The 22,949-nt window shown below is 64.4% G+C and carries 27 protein-coding genes and 3 pseudogenes; 15 read left to right on the top strand and 15 right to left on the bottom strand.

Annotated elements, in window-relative coordinates; all coding sequences use genetic code 11:
* Nucleotides 1-47: 47 nt before the first annotated feature.
* Nucleotides 48-272 (top strand): annotated as a pseudogene (locus DID99_RS10765) (integrase core domain-containing protein); the annotation flags it as partial.
* 103 nt (nt 273-375) lie between these two features.
* Here the strand turns inward: DID99_RS10765 and DID99_RS10760 are convergent.
* From DID99_RS10760 to DID99_RS10750, 3 genes are read right to left on the bottom strand one after another with little or no spacing between them, the layout of a single operon-like run.
* Nucleotides 376-1,560: a porin gene (locus DID99_RS10760; protein WP_124666632.1), complete on the bottom strand. Its 1,185-nt coding sequence runs from the start codon at nt 1,558-1,560 to the stop codon at nt 376-378.
* 55 nt (nt 1,561-1,615) lie between these two features.
* The gene (locus DID99_RS10755) at nt 1,616-2,410 is read right to left on the bottom strand and encodes an ABC transporter substrate-binding protein (RefSeq protein WP_124519884.1); all 795 of its coding nucleotides are present in this window, start codon (nt 2,408-2,410) and stop codon (nt 1,616-1,618) included.
* Nucleotides 2,411-2,465: 55 nt separating this feature from the next.
* Entirely contained in the window at nt 2,466-3,635 is a 1,170-nt protein-coding gene (locus DID99_RS10750; protein ID WP_124666631.1) for a M20 aminoacylase family protein, read from the bottom strand.
* Nucleotides 3,636-3,792: 157 nt separating this feature from the next.
* Between DID99_RS10750 and DID99_RS10745 the strand changes: the two genes are divergently transcribed.
* The 3 genes from DID99_RS10745 (at nt 3,793) to DID99_RS10735 (ending at nt 6,324) form a co-directional block, all read left to right on the top strand.
* Nucleotides 3,793-4,755, top strand: coding sequence for a LysR substrate-binding domain-containing protein (locus tag DID99_RS10745; RefSeq protein ID WP_124487303.1), 963 nt, complete (start codon nt 3,793-3,795; stop codon nt 4,753-4,755).
* Nucleotides 4,756-4,881: 126 nt separating this feature from the next.
* Nucleotides 4,882-5,157, top strand: a complete 276-nt coding sequence (gene frmR / locus DID99_RS10740) for a formaldehyde-responsive transcriptional repressor FrmR (protein ID WP_124519886.1) — start codon at nt 4,882-4,884, stop codon at nt 5,155-5,157.
* Between the two features lie 57 nt (nt 5,158-5,214).
* Nucleotides 5,215-6,324 carry an S-(hydroxymethyl)glutathione dehydrogenase/class III alcohol dehydrogenase gene (locus tag DID99_RS10735; protein WP_124487304.1) on the top strand — a complete coding sequence of 370 codons (1,110 nt, stop codon included), beginning with the start codon at nt 5,215-5,217 and terminating at the stop codon, nt 6,322-6,324.
* Between the two features lie 594 nt (nt 6,325-6,918).
* Here the strand turns inward: DID99_RS10735 and DID99_RS37800 are convergent.
* The 5 genes and pseudogenes from DID99_RS37800 to DID99_RS10710 form a co-directional block, all read right to left on the bottom strand.
* Nucleotides 6,919-7,156: pseudogene (locus tag DID99_RS37800) on the bottom strand (DUF2384 domain-containing protein); the annotation flags it as partial.
* Nucleotides 7,157-7,303: 147 nt separating this feature from the next.
* Nucleotides 7,304-7,612, bottom strand: a pseudogene (locus DID99_RS10725) (transposase); the annotation flags it as partial.
* Nucleotides 7,613-7,694: 82 nt separating this feature from the next.
* Nucleotides 7,695-7,982: a hypothetical protein gene (locus DID99_RS10720; RefSeq protein WP_124666630.1), complete on the bottom strand. Its 288-nt coding sequence runs from the start codon at nt 7,980-7,982 to the stop codon at nt 7,695-7,697.
* A gap of 48 nt (nt 7,983-8,030) precedes the next feature.
* On the bottom strand, nt 8,031-8,303 hold the full coding sequence (locus DID99_RS10715; protein ID WP_059684828.1) for a hypothetical protein: 273 nt from the start codon (nt 8,301-8,303) through the stop codon (nt 8,031-8,033).
* Nucleotides 8,304-8,366: 63 nt separating this feature from the next.
* The gene (locus DID99_RS10710) at nt 8,367-8,564 is read right to left on the bottom strand and encodes a hypothetical protein (RefSeq protein WP_124666629.1); all 198 of its coding nucleotides are present in this window, start codon (nt 8,562-8,564) and stop codon (nt 8,367-8,369) included.
* 538 nt (nt 8,565-9,102) lie between these two features.
* Between DID99_RS10710 and DID99_RS10700 the strand changes: the two genes are divergently transcribed.
* The gene (locus DID99_RS10700; RefSeq protein ID WP_124666628.1) at nt 9,103-9,420 is read left to right on the top strand and encodes a hypothetical protein; all 318 of its coding nucleotides are present in this window, start codon (nt 9,103-9,105) and stop codon (nt 9,418-9,420) included.
* A gap of 162 nt (nt 9,421-9,582) precedes the next feature.
* On the top strand, nt 9,583-9,843 hold the full coding sequence (locus DID99_RS10695; RefSeq protein WP_124666670.1) for a transcriptional regulator: 261 nt from the start codon (nt 9,583-9,585) through the stop codon (nt 9,841-9,843).
* 271 nt (nt 9,844-10,114) lie between these two features.
* On the opposite strand, the gene DID99_RS10685 is transcribed toward DID99_RS10695, so the two are convergent.
* Both DID99_RS10685 and DID99_RS10680 read right to left on the bottom strand, forming a co-directional pair.
* Nucleotides 10,115-10,354, bottom strand: coding sequence for a hypothetical protein (locus DID99_RS10685; RefSeq protein WP_059890281.1), 240 nt, complete (start codon nt 10,352-10,354; stop codon nt 10,115-10,117).
* A gap of 68 nt (nt 10,355-10,422) precedes the next feature.
* Nucleotides 10,423-10,662: a hypothetical protein gene (locus DID99_RS10680; protein ID WP_124666626.1), complete on the bottom strand. Its 240-nt coding sequence runs from the start codon at nt 10,660-10,662 to the stop codon at nt 10,423-10,425.
* A 723-nt stretch (nt 10,663-11,385) separates the two neighbouring features.
* Here DID99_RS10680 and DID99_RS10675 point away from each other — a divergent pair.
* Entirely contained in the window at nt 11,386-11,589 is a 204-nt protein-coding gene (locus DID99_RS10675) for a cold-shock protein (protein ID WP_012339004.1), read from the top strand.
* Between the two features lie 229 nt (nt 11,590-11,818).
* Here the strand turns inward: DID99_RS10675 and DID99_RS37205 are convergent, their stop codons facing one another.
* Nucleotides 11,819-11,974, bottom strand: a complete 156-nt coding sequence (locus DID99_RS37205) for a hypothetical protein (RefSeq protein WP_185733755.1) — start codon at nt 11,972-11,974, stop codon at nt 11,819-11,821.
* A 157-nt stretch (nt 11,975-12,131) separates the two neighbouring features.
* On the opposite strand from DID99_RS37205, the gene infA reads away from it, so the two are divergent.
* Nucleotides 12,132-12,398, top strand: a complete 267-nt coding sequence (infA, locus tag DID99_RS10670) for a translation initiation factor IF-1 (RefSeq protein WP_081067607.1) — start codon at nt 12,132-12,134, stop codon at nt 12,396-12,398.
* Between the two features lie 73 nt (nt 12,399-12,471).
* Nucleotides 12,472-12,756 carry a hypothetical protein gene (locus DID99_RS10665; RefSeq protein WP_012339002.1) on the top strand — a complete coding sequence of 95 codons (285 nt, stop codon included), beginning with the start codon at nt 12,472-12,474 and terminating at the stop codon, nt 12,754-12,756.
* Nucleotides 12,757-13,013: 257 nt separating this feature from the next.
* Here the strand turns inward: DID99_RS10665 and DID99_RS10660 are convergent, their stop codons facing one another.
* From DID99_RS10660 to DID99_RS10655, 3 genes are all read right to left on the bottom strand, one after another.
* Nucleotides 13,014-13,262, bottom strand: a complete 249-nt coding sequence (locus DID99_RS10660) for a hypothetical protein (protein WP_230944700.1) — start codon at nt 13,260-13,262, stop codon at nt 13,014-13,016.
* A gap of 129 nt (nt 13,263-13,391) precedes the next feature.
* On the bottom strand, nt 13,392-13,547 hold the full coding sequence (locus tag DID99_RS37200) for a hypothetical protein (RefSeq protein ID WP_175804046.1): 156 nt from the start codon (nt 13,545-13,547) through the stop codon (nt 13,392-13,394).
* A 485-nt stretch (nt 13,548-14,032) separates the two neighbouring features.
* Entirely contained in the window at nt 14,033-15,058 is a 1,026-nt protein-coding gene (locus DID99_RS10655; protein ID WP_124666625.1) for an AraC family transcriptional regulator, read from the bottom strand.
* Between the two features lie 353 nt (nt 15,059-15,411).
* On the opposite strand from DID99_RS10655, the gene DID99_RS10650 reads away from it, so the two are divergent.
* The 6 genes from DID99_RS10650 (at nt 15,412) to DID99_RS10625 (ending at nt 21,724) form a co-directional block, all read left to right on the top strand.
* On the top strand, nt 15,412-16,641 hold the full coding sequence (locus DID99_RS10650; RefSeq protein WP_124666624.1) for a dienelactone hydrolase family protein: 1,230 nt from the start codon (nt 15,412-15,414) through the stop codon (nt 16,639-16,641).
* A 67-nt stretch (nt 16,642-16,708) separates the two neighbouring features.
* Nucleotides 16,709-17,497, top strand: coding sequence for an SDR family oxidoreductase (locus DID99_RS10645; RefSeq protein ID WP_044844294.1), 789 nt, complete (start codon nt 16,709-16,711; stop codon nt 17,495-17,497).
* 64 nt (nt 17,498-17,561) lie between these two features.
* Nucleotides 17,562-18,800 carry a styrene monooxygenase/indole monooxygenase family protein gene (locus tag DID99_RS10640; protein WP_124666623.1) on the top strand — a complete coding sequence of 413 codons (1,239 nt, stop codon included), beginning with the start codon at nt 17,562-17,564 and terminating at the stop codon, nt 18,798-18,800.
* A 5-nt stretch (nt 18,801-18,805) separates the two neighbouring features.
* A complete protein-coding gene (locus DID99_RS10635; RefSeq protein ID WP_124487309.1) occupies nt 18,806-19,333 on the top strand; it encodes a flavin reductase family protein in 528 nt (175 codons plus the stop codon).
* A gap of 33 nt (nt 19,334-19,366) precedes the next feature.
* Nucleotides 19,367-20,326, top strand: coding sequence for a transporter (locus DID99_RS10630; protein WP_124529557.1), 960 nt, complete (start codon nt 19,367-19,369; stop codon nt 20,324-20,326).
* Between the two features lie 135 nt (nt 20,327-20,461).
* Entirely contained in the window at nt 20,462-21,724 is a 1,263-nt protein-coding gene (locus DID99_RS10625; protein ID WP_124666622.1) for a serine hydrolase, read from the top strand.
* A gap of 212 nt (nt 21,725-21,936) precedes the next feature.
* On the opposite strand, the gene DID99_RS10620 is transcribed toward DID99_RS10625, so the two are convergent.
* Complete coding sequence (locus DID99_RS10620; RefSeq protein WP_124666621.1) at nt 21,937-22,911, bottom strand: type II secretion system F family protein; 975 nt, start codon at nt 22,909-22,911, stop codon at nt 21,937-21,939.
* Nucleotides 22,912-22,949 lie beyond the last annotated feature (38 nt).

Below are 22,949 nucleotides of genomic sequence, written 5' to 3'. Positions count from 1 at the left end.
ACCGTGGCATTGGTGATCGACGTGCTCGCCCGTCGCATCGTTGGCTGGCGCGTGGCGGCAGCTTCGATAACGCGCTGGCCGAAACGATCAGCGGTTTGTACAAGACGGAACGGATTCATCGGCGCGCCCCATGGAAAACGCGAGAATCCGTTGAACTGGCGACGCTGGAATGGGTGGCCTGGTACAACCATCATCGGCTGATGGAGCCGCTCGGCTCCATTCCGCCCGCTGAAGCCGACGCAAACTACTACAGGCAACTCGGAAATGCTGCTGACGTGCCTGCGGCGGGTCCTTGCCGGAATGCGCCGCTTGTGCGGGCGGGCGACGCCAGGCCGGCCGCCCACCCCGCCCTTCGATCCCTCGACCCCGATCCGGTCAGAACTTATGCCGGATCCCCGCATGCACCATCAACTGCTTCGACGTCGACGAAAGATCGGCCGCCCCCGGGACATACGCCTGTTCGAGCGACGAGCCCGTCGCGTCGCCGGCAACCCGCTGGTACGCGCCCATCAGGTAGACGTCGGTGCGCTTCGACAGGTTGTAGTCGGCCATCAGCCCGATCGAATGGATCTTCGGTTTCGCGCTGCCGGTGGTCGCTTCATAACGCACGGTCGTATACACATACTGCGCGCCCACGAAGAACGCCGGCGTGAACTGGTATTTACCGTTCACTTCGAAGTTCTGATACTTGATCGCCGTGACCGTGCCGCCCGCGAGCGGCCCGGTGACGGGTTCGATCGTCTCGTCGCCGAACAGGTAGCCGACGTTCGCGGTCGGCCGCGTGACGTTGCTGTTGGTATACGCGAACCCGACCGTCGCGGGCCCTGCCGTGTAATTGACGCCCGCCCCGAAAATCCGCAGCCGCGCCGACGCGAAGTTCGCATCAGCGCCGACCGACCCCGAGCCCGCGATCGCACCGCCGGCCGTCGCGCCCGGGTTGTCCGCGTTCAGGAACGCCGCGCCGACGAGCAGGCCGCCCTGCTCGTACTGCGCACCGACACTCCACTGCCGGTTGTTCGCGAACCCGGTGTCGTTGCTGAAGCTGTACGTGCCGCCGAACGAGAAGCCGGCAAAATCCGGGCTCGCGTACTTGACCGTGTTGTTCACGCGGAACGTGTTGCCGGTGTTGTCGTTGTCGAGCGGATGCGAGAACGGATAAGTGCCCCAACTGCCGTTCGCGGTCGTCGGCGCGAGATAGTCGACGACCGAGTCGTATTGCCGGCCGAGCGTGAGCGTGCCGAAGCGCGTGCTGCCGAGCCCGACGTAAGCCTGCCGCCCGAACATGCGGCCGCCCTGCGCGAGCGTGCCGCTGTTCACGTTGAAGCCGCTCTCGATCTGGAACAGCGCGTTGTAGCCGCCGCCGAGATCCTCGGTGCCCTTCAGCCCCCAGCGGCTGCCCTGCGCGAAGCCGCTCGCCATCTGCCAATCACCGTGGCCGCCGACGTTGTTCGTATAGTCGATGCCCGCATCGATCAACCCGTACAACGTGACGCTGCTTTGCGCGAACGCCGGTGCCGCGCACAGTGCCGGCATCGCGACGAAAAACAATCTCCAGTTCATTCGTTTTCCTTATTGATATCGTTATCCCAACCCTTGCGATACGGGTCGGCTCTGCTTACTTCGTGCCGTAGATGTCGAAGTCGAAGTACTTGCGGTTGATCCGCTGATACGTACCGTTCGCGAGAATCGTCGCCAGCGCGCGGTTGAATGCATCGCGCAGCTCGGTGTCCTGCTTGCGCAGCCCGAGACCGTCGCCCTGTCCGAAGTACTTCGCGTCGTCGATCGCCGCACCGACGAACATGAAATCCTTGCCCTGCGGCTTCTTCAGGAAGCCGTCGCTCGCCGCGATCGACGCCTGGAACGCCGCGTCGAGCCGCCCACTCACGAGATCGGCATAGACCTGGTCCTGGTTCTGGTACGACTCGATCTGCACGCCGGCCGGCTGCCAGTTCGCGATCGCATAGTCGGCCTGCGCGGAACCCTGCTCGACGCCGACCCGCTTGCCCTTCAGCGACGCGGCCGTCGGCAGCAGCGGCGAACCCTTGCGCGCGACCAGCCGCGCCGGCGCGTTCGAGATCCGGTTCGTGAACGCGATCTGCTGCATGCGCTTCGGCGTGATCGTCATCGACGACGCGATCACGTCGAACTTGCGCGCGAGCAGCCCCGGAATCATCCCGTCGAAACTCGACTCGACCCACACGCAGCGCGCGCGCAGCTCCGCGCACAACGCGTTCGTGATGTCGATCCCGAAGCCGGTCAGCGTGCCGTCGGGCTGCTTGTATTCGAGCGGCGGATAGGTGGGATCGACCGCGAGGCGGATCTCCTTGCCCGTCCAGTCGCCCGCATGCGCGGCGCCTGCCACCGTCGTTGCCGTCAGCGCCACCGCGAGCGCCGCCATCCATTGTTTCATTGCCAGTCTCCTTGTTGCCGTCGTTGAAGGTAAATCGAATCGGTCCGGCCGCGCGTCACGCGAGGTAGCGCTCGGCGAGCGCGATCCAGTAGCTCGCGCCCGTCGCGAGGCACGCATCGTTGAAATCGTAGCCGGGGTTGTGCAGCCCGCAGCCGGCCGCGCCGTCGCCGTTGCCGATCGACAGGTAGCTGCCCGGGCACGCGTCGAGCATGAACGCGAAATCCTCGCTCGCCGCGATCGGCCGCAGATGCGGAATCAGCGCATCGTCGCCGCCCCATTCGCGCGCGACATCGCGCGCGAACGCCGTTTCCGCCGCGTGATTCACGAGCACCGGATAACCGTGGCGATAGTCGATCTCGGCCGTAGCACCATAGCTGTCGGCCTGGCCGTGCACGATCGCGCGAATGCGCCGTTCGAGCAGCGCGCGCACGTCCGGCGACAGCGCCCGCACGCTCAGTTCGAGATCCGCATGCGGCGCAATCACGTTCGATGCGGTGCCCGCGTGGATCGAGCCGGTCGTGACGATCGCCAGTTCCTGCGGATTGACGTTTCGCGACGCGACCGTCTGCAGCGCCATCACGATCGACGCGCAGACGACCACCGGATCGATCGTCGTGTGCGGCGCCGCGCCGTGGCCGCCGCGCCCGGTCACGCGAACGCGTACCTCGTCGGCCGACGCCATCGCCGGGCCGTCGCAGAAGCCGAGCACGCCGGCCGGCAGGCCCGGCACGTTGTGCATCGCGAACACGGCATCGCACGGGAACTGCGTAAACAGCCCGTCGTCGAGCATTCGTTTCGCGCCGCCCAGCCCTTCCTCCGCCGGCTGGAAAATCAGGTTCAGCGTGCCGCTGAAGCGCCCGCGCTGCGCGATGCAACGGGCGGCGGCGAGCAGCATCGCCGTATGGCCGTCGTGGCCGCACGCATGCATCACGCCGTCGTGCCGGCTCGCATGCGGCAGCCCGGTCGTCTCGCGGATCGGCAGCGCATCCATGTCCGCGCGCAGCCCGAGCCGCTTCCCTGCGCCGCGCGTGAGCGTGCCGACCACGCCGGTGCCGCCGAGGCCGCGCGTGACCCGATAACCCCATGTTGTCAGGCAATCGGCGACGAGCCCGCTCGTCGCGTGTTCGTCGAAACCGAGTTCCGGATGGGCATGCAGCCGGCGGCGCAGCGCGATCATCTCCGTCTCGATGGCCGCCATTTCAGGCGGAATGCGTACTCGATCCAACCCCGTTACTCCTTTCCAGGTGCCGCGTGGCGACTGCCGGAGTGGCAGGTCGTGGGCGAGATCGTAGGCAGCGAAAAAGCCGGCGAACAGCCGCAGTTTCGTTATGATGACAACCTTTCGTTGTCGGCTATCACACCCTTTCGCACCCTTTCACACCATGAGCACGATCAAGCTGCATCAGTTGCAGGCGCTCGTCGCGAGCGCGGAGGCCGGGAGCATCCGCGGCGCGGCGCGCACGCTCGGGCTGTCGCAGGCGGCCGTCACGCGTGCGCTGCGCGAGCTGGAGGCCAGCGAGCGCCTGCCGCTGCTGGTGCGCGCGCCGGAAGGCATCGGCTTCACCGAATACGGGAAGACCCTGCTCACGCACGCGAAACTCGTGCTCAAGCAGCTCGAGCATGCGCAAAGCGATCTCGAACGGATGCGCGGGCGCGTCGAGGGGCGGCTGAGCGTCGGCGTCACGCCGTGGCTGACGATGACCTTCCTCGCGGAAACCGTGCTGCAGTTTCGCGAGCGGATGCCCGACGTGCGCCTCGAACTGTACGAAGCGCTGATGGCCGTCGCGCAACCGCTGCTGCGCGACGGCAGCATGGATTTCGCGCTCGGCCACGTGCAGGCCGGCAGCGGCGCGCAGGAGTTCGCGTTCGAGCCGCTGCTGCGCTACGAGACGTCGGTGATGGTGCGCGCCGGGCATCCGCGCGAACGCGCGACGTCGGTGCACGACTTGCTCGATTGCGACTGGGTGCTGAATTCGTCGGCCGACGGCCAGGCCGCGCTCGTCGACTACCTGTTCACGCGGCACGGCGCGCAGATCGACGAGCGGCGCATCGTGCGCGCGCAGTCGGTCGCGATGCTGCAGACGATGCTCGAGCAGGCCGGCATGTGCACGTGGTGCCCGACGATCCTCGCGGCGGTGCCGCCATTCGGCGAGCGGATGCGCGTGCTGTCGCTGAAGGAGACCTTCGAGCCGAGCGAACTCGGCGTCGTCACGCGCCGCAGCAGCACGCTGAGCGACGCCGCGCGCTGCTTCATCGATTGCCTGCTGCAGGTGATCCGGCGGCATGCGCGCTCGGCGCGCAAGGACGATCTCGCGCTGTTCCGCACGCTCTCGCTGCTGATCTGACGCCGATCGCGCGCCGGCATCGGGCACCCCGCCGGCGGCGGCCCTGCGGCATCCGGGCACGACCGGGTATACCTCCGGCACCGCATTGTTCTATACTGCCCCCCAGTATCCGGAAACCACGATCCCATGCCGCATTCCCCCGCAGAGAAAAAACGCGTCCTGACCCGCGTGCGCCGTGTCCGCGGGCAGCTGAATGCGCTCGAGCAGGCGCTCGAGGAAGGCGCCGACTGTGGTCCGGTACTGCAGCAGCTGGCGGCGATCCGCGGCGCGATCAACGGCGTGATGGCCGGCGTGCTCGAAAGCCATCTGCGCGAGGAATTCACCCAGCTCGCGGATGCCCCGCGGCCTGCTTCCGAATCGATCGACGATATCGTGACCCTCGTCCGGTCCTACCTGCGTTGACCGGCGCAGGATCGTCGACGCTCCGCTCCATTCGATGATTTTTTCAACAGGATTGTCATGAAATCACGTGCCGCAGTTGCGTTTGAAGCGGGTAAGCCGCTCCAGATCGTCGAAATCGACGTCGAACCGCCCCGCAAGGGCGAAGTGCTCGTCAAGATCACCCATACCGGTGTCTGTCATACCGACGCCTTCACGCTGTCGGGCGACGACCCCGAAGGCCTCTTCCCGGCCGTGCTGGGTCATGAAGGCGCCGGCATCGTGGTGGAAGTCGGCGAAGGCGTGACCAGCGTCAAACCCGGCGACCACGTCATTCCGCTCTACACCGCCGAATGCGGCGAGTGCCTGTTCTGCAAGAGCGGCAAGACCAACCTGTGCGTGTCGGTGCGCGCCACCCAGGGCAAGGGCGTGATGCCCGACGGCACCACGCGGTTCAGCTACAACGGCCAGCCGGTCTATCACTACATGGGCTGCTCGACGTTCAGCGAATACACCGTCGTCGCCGAAGTGTCGCTCGCGAAGATCAACCCGGACGCGAACCCCGAGCAGGTCTGCCTGCTGGGCTGCGGCGTCACGACGGGCCTCGGCGCGGTGAAGAACACGGCGAAGGTGCAGGAAGGCGACACCGTGGCCGTGTTCGGCCTCGGCGGCATCGGCCTCGCGGTGATCCAGGGCGCGAAGCTCGCGAAGGCCGGCCGCATCATCGCGATCGACACCAACCCCGGCAAGTTCGACCTCGCACGCGTGTTCGGCGCGACCGACTGCGTGAACCCGAAGGATCACGAAAAGCCCATCCAGCAGGTGATCGTCGAAATGACCGGCTGGGGCGTCGACCACAGCTTCGAGTGCATCGGCAACGTCAACGTGATGCGCGCCGCGCTCGAATGCGCGCACCGCGGCTGGGGCCAGTCGGTGGTCATCGGCGTCGCCGGCGCCGGCCAGGAAATCTCGACGCGCCCGTTCCAGCTCGTCACCGGTCGCCGCTGGCTGGGCACGGCATTCGGCGGCGTCAAGGGCCGCTCCGAACTGCCGGGCATGGTCGAGGAAGCGATGGCCGGCACGATCCAGCTGGCACCGTTCGTCACGCACACGAAGCCGCTCACCGGCATCAACGAAGCGTTCGACCTGATGCACGAAGGCAAGTCCATCCGGACCGTCGTGCATTTCTGAACCACACGCGAGGGAGCCGGTTGCCGCAACCGGCCCATTGCGCGAGTGCGCCGGCAAGCCGCGACGCTTAGCCGGCGCGACGCATGCTCCGAACCCCGTCCTCTATCCAGCCGATAACGATCGCCGTTGCGCGATCCGTCGCCCGGCTGTTGTCTCTCAGAAAAGAAGTCCGCAGTCTCAATAAGTTGTCTTTGAATAATTGACTGCAATTCCGTGCGTAAAGGCTGAGACCAGACTCGATTCGCGAAAAGTCACAGTGAATATTTTCCTGAATTGTATTTTTGCGCAATTTTTAATCAAGCCAGCTGTATCATTGTTGCCACGCTGGAGGCGCTTACCGCCCGTTCACGTTTGAGACTCATCCGCGCGAACGCGCCTGGAAAGTCGTTCTCTAACGTCCGCGGAAGAGTGAGGAGGCGTGAACGGTGACTGCGATGTAGGGCCTCGCGAACAAGTTGAAAATGAAGAGGGATGCAGTCCCTGGCCTTTGCCATGGTGCTGGTTGCCTCGGAACCGCAGTCTCAGATGACTCGACTGACGACGAGCGAATGGGCCTGAACAACGGCCTCCAATGAGCGCTTACGCGTTGTGCGTGTAGCCAAAGGTCGACATCGGTTCATTGCGATACCAAAACAGCGTGCTCCGTACGTCTCGGGAGATATCGGTTGCAGCTCGGATGACCCGGAGAGCGTCTCGAAGGTGCTTTTGCACGCTTTCGGAGCCAGCCAAGCTGGCTTACCGTATTGCGGTATACATGGGCCAGCCGTGCGAGTGTTTGCATATCGATATGCAGGGCGGCCGCGAAGCGTCGCGCCGAGACGATCGGGGCGATGTGTTGATGTCCACGCATCCCCCACCGGTCAGTTCTGCGTGGACATCAACAGGCGAGGGGGCAATGGGCATCCGGTTGCGATATGCCGAAAACCATATGGGAGCGTAAAGCTCCCATTCTTTTGCTCATGCCGGAGCGCCGTTCACTGTCGCGATCGCGAGGGACTTCGACCCGAACCGGACCACGATCCGTGATGACCGTCTTGCCGCTGGCACCGTTGCGTTCGTTGGCTTGCCCGGCTGGCCTGGACTGACCCGACGGGTAGCCCAGATGCAGATTCATCTCGGCGCCCATCGCCCGTTCGATGATCGCTTTGTTGAACGCCAGCATCAGGTCCTGGACCTCGGTCGGCGTCATCGGCCCCTTGACCAGTTGGTCCAGCAGTTCCTTAGGCAACTCAGGCAGCGGCCCGCGGGCCGCTGCCTGACGCGCTACGGTTTGCCTTTTCTTCTTCATCGACATATCCATGGTTTTTACACCTCATGATATGCCTCGCCCACGAAATCACGGATAGGTCCGACCGCTGCGTTTGACCGAACTACATGTCGATGACCGAAGCTCCACTCACCTTTCCGTCGATGATGTCCTTTCCCTGCTGCCGGGCGGCACGCCTTGCCATACCAAAGTCGGAGTATGTATGCGGTTGGTCCAGCCTGAAAATACGGCTCGCGGCGGAGCTTGCTATCGCGCCCGGGCGGCATATCCGTACCGCGATGTCATACCCTTCGGCGTAACGGGAATGTCCGTCAAAGCGACTGAATGTACGGGCGAAGACGAGGGGATGAAGTTCGTACCCCTTGTAGAGAAGAAGCAGGTGTGTCGACATGTTGGCCCCTCCACAGGGGGCGACTCGCTATACGCTCGAACGAGCTTTTCATTTCCGCCGCCGCAGCCGGCTTAGCAGGTCAAGCGCTACCGTGTCAGCGTCGTTGTTGATCATTTCCGCTCGCAACAGCAGGCCGCCAACACGGACGGCTGCATCCCAACTATCTTCTGTCATTGCCTGATGGTTGCGTGCAAGCTGCTCGGCAAGAGCCAGGAGCGCCGCCATCCTTGCTGACTCGCCGGAAGTCCGGCGCTCCTCCCTCCCGGCAATGAGCCGGAACAGGCCCAGGACGGACTCGGCGGTAACGGAGGGGATAGTCATTCGGACTTTATACGCCCTTTCGGTCCGCCCCGCCCATATATTCACGCTGGCCCCCGGGCCTGCCTAGTACCGCCTCGCATACCCCTCGCGATACAGCGAGGCGCCGATCGACGTCAGAACTGCGATCTCATCCTCACTCAATCGAGTCCATGCCTCCGCCAACCAGCCAGCGAATCCGGCACAAGCATGGTCCAGATCGGCGGCCGCCTTTCCCTCTGCGTTCATCCGCTCGAAGATCATCATCACGTCATGTGGCGTCATAGTCGGCTCCTCGTGAGCTTCCAGCATAGGCGATCGGTGGCGTCCGCCCCTACTCCTTCGCACGCTCGATGTTCGCTCTCCGGCGTGCCCGCAGCCACAAGCCGAAGCCGGCCAGTAGCGGTTCGACCTGTTGTCCTGTTCCGTTGACGTCAACATGCTACGCACATATGGATCGGTTAAGGTGCTACGTGCGCATGTCATTGCCCGCATCGTCGCTGCATCCCCTGAACCGCATCGGTCAGTTGCAGCCATGGGCCGTCGCTGGTCAGCTTCGCTCCAATATCGTCTGAGTGCATGGTCATATCAATTCGCATTCCTACATGATCAGTCGGTCATGAACGGACGGAATGTCCTTTGACTGAGGTGGATTCGGCCGATCGAATGTCATGGCGACGCAGGCAGCCAACGACAGCCGATGGCCGGCTGTTGTCTGCCGCAGCGACGCACGGCATTTGATTCGACGAATGAGCGCTTCGGTCACGACTTTCATGGCCGCAATGGGACTACACTGAAGATGCTATAGCAGGAGGAGACAGCGATGACAGACTCTGACCCCCAAAGCACCTTCCAGGGGCTGCCGCTAACCGCGGAGCAGGACGCGGAAGTGAAACACTATATAAAGGTCCGAACCAGGCGTGGCCTGCCATGGGACACGCCGGAGCTGAGCGCGATGCTCAAGGACATGCTGCTACCCCCGGGTGACGGCAACAGCGATGTCGACTCCCCGGAAGACGAAACTAACGCGGCCGCCGAGCGCGCAACGGCGTCGGTTGACGAAGCGATGGACCCTATCGAGGCGAGCGAGGAGCGGAATGCGGCCATGGAGTCGGAAAGCATGAAAGGACCCAGACGATAAAACCGCAGGCGATGACGCTTGCTTTCCGGTAGCGCCGTATGTGGGGGACCGTGAGGTATTCCGCATGAGTTCGACGTGCATGATTTCAACGCTCGAACGCGTGCCGTCGGCCCCGTGACAAAGAGCAGCGCGACATCTCCGCTGAACACGAGGGGGCCGGATATGCGGCTGATCGAACCGGATGAACACAGAGACTTTCTGGCGACCTTGGAGCGCCGTGGCTTGGCAGAGGGTGATTTCGATCTTCAGGAAACGGATACGACCGACCCGAAGGGTGATGAGAACCTCGGTCTACAGGGCTATGTCACCATCATCAGGCTCTCGACGCGGATTACGAAGGAATACGTGATCGGCGACGAAAGCGACTGGCTACAGCATTTCAGGAAAGATCTCGAAGCAGGTGCCTTCGACCGACTGGAATGATATCCCGACGCGACGCGCCGCACTTGGGAGGAAGTTCGGCTCACGAGAGTCGCGGACTTCGAGGATGCGGAACGCATGCGGCCCGATCTGGCGGTGATGAGCCCGTTGGAGGGCGCGCTTGCTGCCTTGGTCCGTGGCCCTCCAAGGATGGCCATCCTCTCGACCGACCTTCGACACCGCGTCAGCCTGCTTTGGCAGCAGCATGTATTGCCGTCGGCCTCGATCCCGGCGACGCCCCGATTGCTCGGGCGGCTGGCGTGCCACCCGAATTTCAATTCATCGACGCGGGGAGATCGTCGACCAAATGCGCGTCGAGCCATTCGTGCGCCCAGTTTTTCGCAAAGGCAATCGCATCCTCGCGCACGTCGAAGCCAGCCAGATCTCCGCTCAGTTGAACGTCGCACTCACTGCCGTCTGCACGATCGATGCTGATCCGCGCGTGTGCCATGTATTCCCCGTCGGCCCTGCGCGGTGTCGGGTCGATATGGAATCGGTTTGAGTCGAGTTGCATTTTCCTTCCTCCTTCAGTTGCTGCGGGGCCCGTGGCCACCGCGAAGCGTATCGTCGCGACCAGAACAGTCAAAGCTCGAGGAGTGCCATGATCCGGCCTGCTTCCTGGTCCGATTCGCAGCTCGCCATTCCGCCTTTGCACAACAGCGCGCGGATCGAGAAAAACATCAGGAAGGCATCCTCATCGATTTCATGACGACGATCGAGAATGACGCCGTCCATCTCGGCACGAGCGTCATACGGCAGGAACTGTTCGATGACACCAGAACCATCGCGTCGAATCCATTTCAACAGGTCTTTCCTGTTCATATCCAGCCTCCCGACGTTACCGGCGCGCCATGCGCCAGGCGTGTTTGAGTCTGGGGCGGCACCGCGGACGCAGAAACAGGATGGACCGAGGAAGAGATCAGGACGCGTTATCCAACACGCTCGTGTCCTGTAGACATGCATCGATCAGGCGCTTCGCATACGCAGCCGATACGCGGCGCGCTCGTCCGCATTGCGCGGTTTCGATGAGAGGCCCGATCACGTTCGGAGGGGGGCGCCTTGAGTGGCGCGGGAATCGGTAGCGAGTCAGTCAGCAAATCCATCCTACGCCCATTGGCGAACTTGTACAGCGAAAGTTCTGCGCGAACCGCCGCATGGCATGCCGCCCCGATTGGGCGCGGGACGGACCGGCTCAGCCGCGTGTGAACAATCGCCGATACGCGGGGAAATGGTGCCCTGACGGTATCGTCGAAATTTCAATTAGACATTCGAAGCAAATCAAAAACACGGAGCCAAGGGTATACAACCGGGGCGAGCCTCGCCGATCGTGGCGTGTTCTTGCGCTGCCACCCGAAATGCTCCGACCGAAACAGCTTGACAGGGTGTTTGGCCCCGCGTAGGGTGGGTGTCTGAAGCCTTCAAGAAGCGCGATTGCTGCTCATCACTGACCGCGGAACGCGGTATTCGTTGTCCTCTCCCTCCTTGATCCTTTTTCGTGCCCCCCTATCGGGGCGCATACATTTGTCCAATATCAGGAGAATTTCCATGGATACCGGTACCGTCAAGTGGTTCAACGACAACAAGGGTTTTGGCTTCATCACGCCTGACAGCGGCGGCGATGATCTGTTCGCGCACTTCTCGGAGATTCGCGGCGATGGCTTCAAGACGCTGGCCGAAGGTCAAAAGGTCAGCTACGAGACGAAGCACGGGCCCAAGGGTCTGCAGGCCTCGAACATCGTTCCTCAGTAATCCACATCATTCGTCGGTCCTGCGTGCAAGATCGGCCCCGCAGTCATCGTCGGGGATCTTTCGCATCCGTCGCAGGCGCCGACAGTCCTGCTTCGGCTACCGTTTCGCCTCAAGACGTACACCCCAAGGAAGAAAGTGGGGGATGCCGCGCATCCGGTGGCGAACGATCGGACGGCTCATTCATCGTGGGCTCGCGATCGACGCATACAGAGGTAACTTTGACCAAGAGTCAATTGCGCAACAAAAGATCACTCGCGAGACCACGGCGCGCCACGGATTTGCCGGTGCTCGGCGCGGCGCTGAACTGGGTGCCACCGAAGGCACCCTCTGCGCCCGCCAAATCGAGCGAGACGAAGCGCTCCACCGAGACGCGATAACGAGACACGTTAACGCCCGGACGAGGTGCGGCCCGCATGTCGCGTTGGTACGCGCCCCCACGCATACGCGTTTTCGATATTTGCACTGAAACCGCTCACTGTCGGGGACCGGATCTCCGCACGCCGCTGCGATTGCGGCGCGTCACATTGATTGGAGAAATTGATTTGGCAAAGGAAGAGTTACTGGAATTGGACGGCGTCGTGGATGAGGTGCTCCCGGACAGCAGGTTTCGCGTTACCCTGGAAAACGGCGCGGTCGTTGCGGCGTACGCATCGGGCCGCATGCGCAAACACCGCATTCGTATTCTCGCCGGCGACCGGGTCACGCTGGAATTGTCGGTCTATGACCTCACCAAAGGGCGTATCAATTTCCGGCACAAAGACGAACGGGCTTCGCCCGGTGTGCCTCGAAACAGATTTGTTCGACGCTAACCATGTAGCGCCGATACAGGATTGATTGCGCTCCTCTACGCAATTCGTAGCCATCAATCACCGGGAGTTCATCATGAGTATGCGTACCTATCGCGGATTCGAAATATATCCGCTGATTTATCCTCACTTTCACACAGGCGCTGGCCGTACTCACAACTACGAAGCCGGTTTCGACGCGGCGGTCAAGGTTTGCCTGCGTGGCACTAACACCACGCTGACCCGGAGCCAGACCTTCAAGCTTGTCGACGGTTCGCCGTTTGCCAGTGCCGGTGACGCACGCCGGGCTTCGCAACGTTACGCAGAAGACATCATCGATCAGAACCGAGGCGAACATTGGATGTTCGACGCAGTTCTTTGATACGGCTCTCTGTTGAACAGCAATGCATGGGAGCGCGCGTCAATCGGAGACGTGCGTCCCGATCCGAAATTGCGCGAGCCGACGCCATGCTGCCGGTCAACGGGAAACTCGCGTCGTAAGCCGACATTCCTTTCTGTCCCGTGCTCTCAAGGCAGATCAACGGACGAGCGGCCGCATTGTGCGACTGGCGCGCTACGCGCTGATGGACGTCGCGTTGCCGATCGACGTTGCGTAACGACCAGGCCGCCGACGCAGATTCAATCGATGCCTTGCGCCTTTTCGTGCCCCTGGATTTGCTCTTCGAGCAATCTGCGTGCGAGCGTTCGTGCGGCGTCACGCGCCTCCACGTCCGATGCAAAATCCCCTTCGGTATCGTGTTGATCAGAGGTGCCGGGATCCTCTCCGATGCGGTGCAAGTGGACGATTCCGCGATAGCGCCCAGACGTGGTCTGCATCACGCGAAGGCGTGCCACGTGCGTGTGGGTCGTACACACTTCATCATCCATGATGCCTTCCTTGCCAAGACCCCTGGCGAGACAACGACATGGCAGACTTCACCCGCCCGCCTGCATCCGTGTGTTTGGCTCCCGGTAAACTTCGGCAAGGCGGGGTTTATCGCCGCCAGCGCCGAGAGGTCAATGTTTGCGATGCATCCACCCCAAGTGATGGGAGTCCAGCCACTGAACGACTTCCATACTTGAATGTTCGCTCTGGTAACGGCGCGCCAACGCGACTGCAACCACCGCGACCACCGCAAGACCAACCACCCAACCAATCATCGACTGAGTCATGACAGCCTCCTTGTGAATGTGGAATGCAGCCATGACTGAATTCTAGGCGTCTTTGCGGAAGGATTCACAAGTCCTGCGCCACGCCGCGCGGACGAACCGCCTCCACATGCACGATCCTGGGGAAGGTACGCTCGACCTCCACCTTATCGGTCGCGCCCCATATCCAAGGATCTGGGGCGCAGGCCTTAGCTGTGACTGATGAGGTGGACAGGTTTCGGTCGAGATTTGGTGCAGATTTGATCGACGGCATTCACCGCTCGGTTCCAACGGAATGCGCGAACGCAGGCAACCGATGCTTCCAAGGACAACTTTTCTGAGAATTTCCGTGCCCAAGGACACCCTTTCTGAGACGGTGAGCATGTGATCGTCTCAAAAAAGATGTCCAAGCCATTGATTTATATAGGGTGCCAATGACATCTTTTCTGAGAGCCCACACCGGCGCGCGACTCGGCTTTCGACCGCGAGCCTGTGTCGCGGCTGCCCCGTCAGCACCGCACGCGCCGCATCCGGAGCGTGGCCGACGGCGATTCCCCGAACGCGCGCTTGTAGTCGATCGCGAACCGTCCGAGGTGCGCGAAGCCCCATTTCAGCGCGATGTCCGTCACCGACGCGAGCCCGGGCGTCGCATCGTCGAGCAGTTCATCGCGCACACGTTGCATCCGCAACTGGCGCACGAATGCCATCGGCGTGATGCCGTGGCGATTGCGGAAGCCGGCGAACAGCGTGCTCGGGCTGACGCCCGCGAGTTCGGCGAGCCGTTCGATCGTCAGCGGCTCGTCGAGATGCGCGCGGATGTATTCCTCGACGCGCCGCACGTAGAACGGCGCGAGCGGCGCCGGCGCGTGGCGCGTGCCGTTGCGCGCGGTGTTCCGGTGGCCGTACAGCAACAGGTTGAGCAGCGTCGATTCGAGTTGCTCGAACGCGAGCGGATGGCGCAGCGGATGCCCGTCCGTCGCGATCGCGTCGGCCAGCATCGGCAGCATCTGCGCGAGACACGCGCCCTGCTGCGACGACAGGCTGAATTCCGGCTCGAACTCCACCGGCGCGCGCCGCTCGTCGCCGAAATGCCGCTGCGCATGCCGCTCCATCACCTCGCGCTCGATCCGCAGGATCACTTGCGGGCACGCCTCGCCCCACCGCATCCTGAGCGACAGCGTCGGCGACAGCAGCGACGCGGTGTCGGGCGACGACACGAAGCGCGTCGCGCCGCACTCGATCTCGGCGTCGCCGCGCAGCGGCATCTGCAACAGATAGAAGTGCTCGAGCGGCCCCGGTTCGATGGACACCTCGCCACCGTAGTCGAGCAGATTCAGCGACAGGTTGCCCCAGCGAGCATGGTGCATGCGGCTGTGCAGCGCGCGCGAATCGCCGGTCAGCGTGAGCCGATGCGGCTTGAACACGTCCGCTACCCGCGCGCGCACCTCGTCGAGGTCATCCGACTGCAGCAGCAGCGTGTCGTGATTGAAACAGGCGGCGTCACCCAGCCAGCCCGCTCCGGAAAATTGCCCCATCGAAGTTCTCCCGTCGTGCTCGATCACACTTGCGCTGTGCACGCGTTCCCGATTCCGGGGAATCCCGTCGCACGATCCGGATAGCGGCCGGAGTATCCGGACAGTCCGCCTCGCTACACTACGCAAGCCCTGCGCACCCGATGCAAGAAGCGGACCGTTCGCGCATCGTAGAAAACTGTGCGGCGCTTCCGCATCCGCACAAACCCGCAGAGCGCCGTGCCCGGCCCCGCTGCGGCGGGCCGGTCCGCAGGTTTCCGGAATTCGCGGATACCGGTCGAAGAAAGCGGATAGAAGCGCGCGTTTCGTCCGCCAATACTGGGCCCATGCCAGTCACGAACAGAATGGAGAGACACATGCAAGGACGACACATCGAGATCCCGTCGCCGGACGGCGGCGCGTTTCGCGCGTACCTGAGCACGCCGGCCGGCGGCACGGGGCCGGGCATCGTGCTGTGCCACGAGATCTTCGGCGCGAACGCGACGATGCGCGACGTGGCCGATTACTACGCCGAAGAAGGCTACACGGTGCTCGTGCCTGACCTGTTCTGGCGCCAGGCGCCCGGCATCGAACTCGGTTACACCGCCGCCGACTTCGAGCGTGCGATGGCGCTGTACCGCGAATACGACGAAAACAAGGGCGTCGAGGACATCGCCGCCGCGCTGGCCGTGCTCACGCAACGGCCGGAATGCACGGGCCAGGCCGGCGTGCTCGGCTACTGCCTCGGCGGCAAGCTCGCGTATCTCGCCGCGTGCCGCCTGCCGGACGTGGCCGCCGCGGTCAGCTATTACGGCGTGGGCATCGAACACGCGCTCGACGAGGCCGCTCGTCTGCGCGGCCGGCTCGTGCTGCAGATTCCCGCGCAGGACCGCTTCTGTCCGCCCGACGCGCAGCAACGCATCGCCGCGGCGCTCGCGGGGCGCGACGGCGTGGAAGTGTATGTCTACCCGGACGTCGATCATGCGTTTGCACGCGTCGGCGGCGATCATTTCGACAAGGCGGCCGCGGTGATGGCGCATCAGCGCGCGATCGCCGCGTTCCGCGCGGCGCTCGGCCCGCGCTACGACCTGTCCGCGCTGTGGGAAGAACATCTCCGGCACGAATTCGACACGCGCAACGTCGACGCGACGATGGATACGATGGTCGCGCAGCCTTACGTGAACCATATTCCGACACTGACGGGCGGCGTCGGCTACGACGAACTCAAGCGCTTCTACACGCATCACTTCGTGCATGCGAACCCGCCGGACACCACGATCACGCCGATCTCGCGCACGATCGGCGCGAGCCAGATCGTCGACGAACTGCTGTTCTGCTTCACGCACACGACCGAGATCGACTGGATGCTGCCCGGCGTCGCGCCGACCGGCAAGCGCGTCGAGATCCCGCTCGTCGCGATCGTCAAGTTCCGCGGCGACAAGCTGTATCACGAGCACATCTATTGGGACCAGGCGAGCGTGCTCGTGCAGGTCGGCCTGCTCGACGCGGCCGGGCTGCCCGTCGCCGGTGTCGAAACGGCGCGCAAGCTGCTCGACGAAACCGTGCCGTCCAACGGGCTGATGCAGCGCTGGCGCAACAGCGCGTAATCGACGGATACCCGGGCGGCACGTCGAACGCGCGCCGCCTGCGCTCAATCATTCCAGGAGACTCCCCATGACTGCCCTTGCTGGCAAAGTCGCGATCGTCACCGGCGGCGCCACGCTGATCGGCGCCGCCGTCGCGCAGGACCTGAGCCGCGCCGGCGCGTGCGTCGCGATCCTCGATCTCGACGCGGAGAACGGCGCACGCGTCGCCGCTACACTCGGCGAACGCGGCACGTTCATCGCGACCGACATCACCGACGACCGCGCGATCGAGCGCGCGGTATCGGCCGTCGCCGAACGCTTCGGCTCGATCGACCTGCTGATCAACCTCGCGTGCAGCTACGTCGACAACGGCATCCAGGCCACGCGCAACGACTGGCTCGCGGCGATGGACGTCAACGTCGTCTCGGCCGCGATGCTCGTGAAGGCCGTGCACCCTTACCTGACCCGGCGCGGCGGCGGCGCGATCGTGAACTTCAGCTCGATCTCCGCGCAATGCGCGCAGACCGGCCGCTGGCTCTATCCCACATCCAAGGCCGCGATGCGCCAGCTCACGCGCAGCATGGCGATGGATCTCGCCGCCGACCGGATTCGCGTCAACTCGGTGTCGCCGGGCTGGACGTGGTCGCGCGTGATGGACGAGCTCACGCACGGCGACCGCGCGAAAACCGATCGCGTGGCCGCACCATTTCATCTGCTCGGGCGCGTGGGCGATCCGTCGGAAGTCGCGCAGGTCGTCACGTTCCTGTGCAGCGATGCGGCGAGCTTCGTGACGGGCGCCGACTACGCGGTGGACGGCGGCTACTCCGCGATGGGCCCCGAGCAGGCGGTGCCGGCGATTCCGAGGTTGGCCGAATAACCGCCGGCCGTTCCTTCCCGCCCACATTCCACTCCATTTAATTCGTCATGCAAAGGATTGCATCATGAAACGCATCGCTATCGTCGGCGCCGGCCAGTCCGGCCTGCAACTCGCCTTCATGCTGCTCGACCACGGCTATCACGTCACGCTCGCGACCAATCGCGACGCGCAACAGATTCGCGCCGGCAAGGTCATGTCGAGCCAGTGCATGTTCCATACCGCACTGCAGATCGAACGCGATCTCGGCCTGAACGCCTGGGAAGAAGCGTGCCCGTCCATCGACGGCATCGGCATCGCGGTGCCGCATCCGCAAGGCAACGGTCGCAAGGCGATCGACTGGTCGTCGCGGCTGACCCGCTACGCGCAATCGGTCGACCAGCGCGTGAAGATGGCCGACTGGCTCGACGCGATCCGGCGCCGCGGTGCCGACGTGCGCATCTGCGACGTCTGCGTGCCGGAGCTCGAGGCGCTCGCACGCAGCCACGATCTCGTGCTGCTCGCGGCCGGCAAGGGCGAAATCGTGAACCTGCTCGGCCGCGACGACGCACGCAGCGCGTTCGAGCGCCCGCAACGCGCGCTGGCCCTCACCTACGTGACGGGCATGACGCCTAGCGAGCCGTATTCGCGCGTGCGCTTCAACCTGCTGCCCGGGATCGGCGAATACTTCGTGTTTCCGGCGCTGACCACGACGGGCCCGTGCGAAATCATGGTGTTCGAAGGGATCCCCGGCGGCCCGCTCGACTGCTGGGCCGACGTGAAGACGCCCGAGCAGCATCTCGACCGCAGCCTGTCGTTCCTGCAGCAGTACGTGCCGTGGGAATTCGAGCGCTGCCGCGACGTTGCGCTGACCGATCCGAACGGCACGCTGTCCGGGCGCTTCACGCCGACCGTGCGCAAGCCGTTCTTCCGCCTGCCGTCGGGCCGCACCGTGTTCGGCATGGCCGATGCGGTGGTCGTCAACGATCCGATCACCGGCCAGGGTTCGAACAATGCGGCGAAATGCGCGAAGGTGTACGGCGACGCAATCCTCGCACGCGAAGCCGAGCCGTTCGACGAAACCTGGATGCACGACACGTTCGAACGCTACTGGGCCTACGCACAGCACGTCGTGCGCTGGACCAACTCGCTGCTCACGCCGCCGCCGCCGCACATCCTCGAGCTGCTCGGCGCCGCCGGCCAGCTGCCGTCGCTCGCCGCGACGATCGTCGACGGCTTCGACGATCCGCGCCGGTTCGCGCCGTGGTGGTTCGAGCCGGCGGCCTGCGCCGCGCTGATCCGCGAACACGCCGCACGTTCGGAGTAAGCGACATGAACGCCACCGCTTCCGGCAATCCGGGCCTCGACCCGCAGCAATTGCGCGCCGCATTCGGGCAGTTTCCGACCGGCGTCACCGTGATCACCACGCGCGCGCCGGACGGGCGCAAGGTCGGCCTCACCGCCAATTCGTTCTCGTCGCTGTCGCTCGATCCGCCGCTCGTGCTGTGGAGCCTGCGCAAGGTCGCGCCGAGCCGTCCGGATTTCGTCGCGGCCACGCACTTCGCGATCAATATCCTCGCGCACGACCAGATCGAACTGTCGCGCCGTTTCGCGACGCCGAGCGCCGACAAGTTCGACGGCGTGCCGCACGTGGATGCCGATGCGGGCGGCGTGCCCTGTCTCGACGGCGCAAGCGCGCGTTTCGTGTGCCGCCATGTCGGCCATTACGAAGGCGGCGACCACCTGCTGTTCATCGGCCAGATCGAGGCATTCGATGCGTTCGGCCATGCACCGCTCGTGTTCCATGCGGGCCAGTATCGCGCGATCTCGGCACACCCCGATCTTTCTCGTGCCGCTTGATTAGTTATACAAACAAATATTCAGGAGGTGGTGATGATGAATTGCGGCTCTCGCCTGCTTGCGATCGCAGGCCTCGTGTGCTTCGGCCTGACCGGGCACGTGCCGGCGCATGCGACCGACCTGCCATCGGTCAACCTGGGGATGACCAGCTTCCTCGACGGGATGCCGCCGGCCGGTGCCGGCTGGTACGGCACGCAGTATCTCGAGTACTACACGGCCGGACGCGTCAACGACAATGCCGGCAACAAGGTCGGGCTGCCGAAGCAGGACATCGACCTGTTCGCAGGGCTGAGCCAGCTCGTCTACCAGTCGCCGCTGGCGTTCGGCGGCATGCATCCGGGGCTCGACGTGATCCTGCCGTGGGTGGCGTCCGTGCACACGAACGACGGAATCGGCAACGTCGCGCTGAATTCGCGGGCCGGGTTCGGCGACCTGCTGATCGGCCCGTTCATCCAGTTCGATCCGGTGATGGGCCCGCAGGGGCCGCGCTTCGCGCAGCGGGTGGAATTCCAGTTCATCGCGCCGACCGGCGCATACGACCCGGCGCGGGCGATCAATCCGGGCAGCCATTTCTGGTCGTTCGATCCGTACTGGGCCGCGACGTTCTGGGTCACGCCGAAGTGGACCGTGTCGTGGCGCCTGCACTATTTGTGGAATGCGACCAATCACGAGCCGGCGACCGCGCTCGGACCCGACGTGACGTCGACGCAGGCCGGCCAGGCCGTTCATGCGAACTTCGCGACCGAGTACGAAGTGCGGCCCGGGCTGCGGTTGGGGCTCAACGGCTACTGGCTGCGCCAGACCACCGACATGAAAGTGAACGGGCAGGACGTGTCCGGCACACGGGAAGCCGTGCTCGCGATCGGGCCCGGCGCGATGGTCAGTTTTTCGCCGCAGGATCACCTGCTGTTCAACGCGTACTTCGAGGTCCTTGCGCGCAACCGGCCGCAGGGTTCGCGGATGGTGTTGCGGTACGTGCATCATTTTCAGTGACGCGCAAACCAGGCCGGCCTTGCCGGCCGATATCGTATGACGAATGCATCGCGCACCTTCGGAGCCCGGTTGCGTGTCCTATAGTTTCGGGGATGCAAGGAGACCACTTAAACACAACAAGGAAGGGAACACGCGATGGCGACCTCTGCTCCTCCCCGGCTTTTCCCGCGCGCCGCGCAGCGGCTGGTGCATCACTTGGCGACGGTTGCACCGGCGCTGGCCGTCGGCATCGCCGTTTCCGCCTGCGGCGGCGACAGCTCGCTGAACAGCGACGAGCCTGCCTACGCCACCCAGGCGCGCCCGCAGATCAATGCGCTGCTCGCGAGCACGATGACGCCCGGCGCGGTCGTCTACGTGCAGTCGCCGCAAGGCAACTGGCTCGCGTCGTTCGGCACGGCCGTGCGCGGCACGAACTCGCCGATCCCGACGAACGCGCACTTTCGCATCGGCAGCGTGACGAAGACGTGGACGGGCACCGTGATCCTGCAACTCGTGCAGGAAGGCAGGCTGCGCCTGACCGATCATGTCAGCCAGTACGTCGGGAACGTGCCGAACGGCGACACGATCACGATCGAGCAGTTGCTGACGATGCGCAGCGGTCTCTACAACTACTCGACCAGCCTTGCGTTCAACCAGTCGCTCGACATGCAGCCGGACAAGGTGTGGACCGTCGACGAACTGCTGGGTATCGCGGAGAACCAGCCCGTCTATTTCTCGCCGGGCGCGGATTTTCGCTACTCGAACACGAATACGGTGCTGCTCGGCCTGATCATCGAGCAGCGCACCGGCATGAGCGCCGCCGATGCGATCCGGACGCGGCTGTTCGCGCCGCTCGGGCTGACCGAGACATCGCTGCCGCCGCAGGACAACACGGCGCTGCCCGCGCCGGCGCCGCGCGGTTATCAATGGGGCACCAACGTGGAGACGATCGACGGCGACGCGCTGTCTCCCACGCGCCAGGCCGCCGCGAAGAACGGCACGCTGCAGCCGGCCGACGTGACGACGGTCAATACGTCGTGGGCATGGACGGCCGGCTCCGGCATCTCGACCGCGGCCGAACTGGGTGCGTACGTGCAGCGGATGGTCGGCGGCGGCTACCTGAATGCGGACCTGCAGGCGCAACGCCTCGCGAGCTGCACGCCGATCGATCCGTCGAATCCGGCGTCGGCGAGCTACTGCATGGGGCTCGCGAAGTTCGGCACGTTCTACGGGCACACCGGGGAAATACCGGGTTTCAATACGTTCGCGGGCTACGATCCGGCAACGAAGACGACGATCGTCACGTGGGCGAACACGGCGTCCGGCCCGGACGGACGCGCACCGGCCAACGAGATCGCACGGATCATCATGGGCGAGCTCAGCAAGGCGGCCGATGTGCCGAGCGAGGGGCGGCCTTGAGGGGAAGCCGTAGGGGGCCACCCGCGCGGGCAGTGGACTACGGCTGCGTCCATGGCCGACCATGGGTCCGGGTTGCGTTGACGCCGCTATGATCGACCTGTCTCGCGGCGCCGCCCGGGGGGAGAAGGAGCCTCCCATGAAGACGATGACCGTGCCGGCCGGCGACGCCGGGCCGACACGCACATCCGGTTCGCGCGGCCCCCCGCCGCCGCTTACTGCCCGATGCTGGTGAAGGTCGGCAGCAGCACGCGATACACGTGAATCATCGCCGGCCCGAGCAACACGCACATCAGCGCCGGGAAGATGAAGAAGATGAGCGGAAACAGCAGCTTCAGCGCGATCTTCGCGGCCCGCTCCTCGGCGCGCATCCGCCGCCGCGTGCGCAGCATGTCCGAGAGCACGCGCAGCGATTCCGCGATGCTCGTGCCGAAGCGATCGGCCTGGATCAGCATCGCGCAGAACGATTCGATGTCCTCGACGCCGGTCCGCAGCGCCAGGTTGCGCAGCGCGGTATCCTTCGTGAACCCGGAACGCATCTCGAGCAGCAGCAAGTCGAGTTCGCCCGCGACCACTTCGCTGCGAAAGCGCAGCTCCTCGCTCACCCTCATCAGCGCCGCATCGAGCCCGAGCCCTGCTTCGACGCATACGGTCAGCAAGTCGAGCGCATCCGGGAAGTCCTCGAAGATCACCTGCTGACGCTTCGCGATCCGGCGCCGGAGGATCACGTTCGGCACGTAGTAGCCGATCCCGGCGAGCGCCACGAGGACGAACGACAGCAGCATGCGTTGACCCGCGAGGCGGGTCGTGGCGAGCGCCAGCAGCGCAGCGCCCGGCAGCGCCAGCGCGAGTACCGTCTTCGCCGCGAAGTAAAGCGCGCCCGCGTTCGCATCGCGCCAGCCGGCATTCATCAGCCGGATCCGCAGCGGCGAGTTCTCCCAGCCCTCCTGCGGCAGCGACAGCCGGGAAATCGGTTTCGACAGTTCGACGAGTTTCGCGACCCAGTGCGATGTTTGCCCGCCGCCGTCGTTCGCACCGGTGCCGATGCCCACGCTCGCTCCGCTCGCCTGCTGGATCCGGCGCTCCATGTTGCGCGGCGCGAACAGCAGCATCGCGACCAGCACGCCGCCGGCGACGAAAAGGAACAAGCCGGCCAGCATCACGGTATGTACTACGCTCAGGTTTTGCATGACAGCCTCGATTCGGTTCGTGAAGCCCGGGACACGCG

The sequence above is a fragment of the Burkholderia sp. Bp8986 genome (assembly GCF_003854225.1).
Lineage (GTDB): Bacteria > Pseudomonadota > Gammaproteobacteria > Burkholderiales > Burkholderiaceae > Burkholderia.
The sequence above is the reverse complement of the archived record's forward strand: the minus strand, read 5'-3'. Positions and strand labels throughout refer to the sequence as shown.

What these genes read in the sequence shown, in the direction of transcription:
- DID99_RS10660 (WP_230944700.1), bottom strand. Translation starts at nt 13,262, where the DNA reads ATGGATGATGAAGTGTGTACGACCCACACGCACGTGGCACGCCTTCGC.
- DID99_RS10650 (WP_124666624.1), top strand. Translation starts at nt 15,412, where the DNA reads ATGCAAGGACGACACATCGAGATCCCGTCGCCGGACGGCGGCGCGTTT.
- DID99_RS10700 (WP_124666628.1), top strand. Translation starts at nt 9,103, where the DNA reads ATGACAGACTCTGACCCCCAAAGCACCTTCCAGGGGCTGCCGCTAACC.
- DID99_RS10625 (WP_124666622.1), top strand. Translation starts at nt 20,462, where the DNA reads ATGGCGACCTCTGCTCCTCCCCGGCTTTTCCCGCGCGCCGCGCAGCGG.
- DID99_RS10680 (WP_124666626.1), bottom strand. Translation starts at nt 10,662, where the DNA reads ATGAACAGGAAAGACCTGTTGAAATGGATTCGACGCGATGGTTCTGGT.
- DID99_RS10735 (WP_124487304.1), top strand. Translation starts at nt 5,215, where the DNA reads ATGAAATCACGTGCCGCAGTTGCGTTTGAAGCGGGTAAGCCGCTCCAG.
- DID99_RS37200 (WP_175804046.1), bottom strand. Translation starts at nt 13,547, where the DNA reads ATGACTCAGTCGATGATTGGTTGGGTGGTTGGTCTTGCGGTGGTCGCG.
- DID99_RS10620 (WP_124666621.1), bottom strand. Translation starts at nt 22,911, where the DNA reads ATGCAAAACCTGAGCGTAGTACATACCGTGATGCTGGCCGGCTTGTTC.
- DID99_RS10635 (WP_124487309.1), top strand. Translation starts at nt 18,806, where the DNA reads ATGAACGCCACCGCTTCCGGCAATCCGGGCCTCGACCCGCAGCAATTG.
- DID99_RS10675 (WP_012339004.1), top strand. Translation starts at nt 11,386, where the DNA reads ATGGATACCGGTACCGTCAAGTGGTTCAACGACAACAAGGGTTTTGGC.
- DID99_RS10665 (WP_012339002.1), top strand. Translation starts at nt 12,472, where the DNA reads ATGAGTATGCGTACCTATCGCGGATTCGAAATATATCCGCTGATTTAT.
- DID99_RS10760 (WP_124666632.1), bottom strand. Translation starts at nt 1,560, where the DNA reads ATGAACTGGAGATTGTTTTTCGTCGCGATGCCGGCACTGTGCGCGGCA.
- DID99_RS10720 (WP_124666630.1), bottom strand. Translation starts at nt 7,982, where the DNA reads ATGTCGACACACCTGCTTCTTCTCTACAAGGGGTACGAACTTCATCCC.
- DID99_RS10640 (WP_124666623.1), top strand. Translation starts at nt 17,562, where the DNA reads ATGAAACGCATCGCTATCGTCGGCGCCGGCCAGTCCGGCCTGCAACTC.
- DID99_RS10715 (WP_059684828.1), bottom strand. Translation starts at nt 8,303, where the DNA reads ATGACTATCCCCTCCGTTACCGCCGAGTCCGTCCTGGGCCTGTTCCGG.
- DID99_RS10745 (WP_124487303.1), top strand. Translation starts at nt 3,793, where the DNA reads ATGAGCACGATCAAGCTGCATCAGTTGCAGGCGCTCGTCGCGAGCGCG.
- DID99_RS10710 (WP_124666629.1), bottom strand. Translation starts at nt 8,564, where the DNA reads ATGACGCCACATGACGTGATGATGATCTTCGAGCGGATGAACGCAGAG.
- frmR (WP_124519886.1), top strand. Translation starts at nt 4,882, where the DNA reads ATGCCGCATTCCCCCGCAGAGAAAAAACGCGTCCTGACCCGCGTGCGC.
- DID99_RS10695 (WP_124666670.1), top strand. Translation starts at nt 9,583, where the DNA reads ATGCGGCTGATCGAACCGGATGAACACAGAGACTTTCTGGCGACCTTG.
- DID99_RS10645 (WP_044844294.1), top strand. Translation starts at nt 16,709, where the DNA reads ATGACTGCCCTTGCTGGCAAAGTCGCGATCGTCACCGGCGGCGCCACG.
- DID99_RS10655 (WP_124666625.1), bottom strand. Translation starts at nt 15,058, where the DNA reads ATGGGGCAATTTTCCGGAGCGGGCTGGCTGGGTGACGCCGCCTGTTTC.
- DID99_RS10685 (WP_059890281.1), bottom strand. Translation starts at nt 10,354, where the DNA reads ATGCAACTCGACTCAAACCGATTCCATATCGACCCGACACCGCGCAGG.
- DID99_RS10630 (WP_124529557.1), top strand. Translation starts at nt 19,367, where the DNA reads ATGATGAATTGCGGCTCTCGCCTGCTTGCGATCGCAGGCCTCGTGTGC.
- DID99_RS10755 (WP_124519884.1), bottom strand. Translation starts at nt 2,410, where the DNA reads ATGAAACAATGGATGGCGGCGCTCGCGGTGGCGCTGACGGCAACGACG.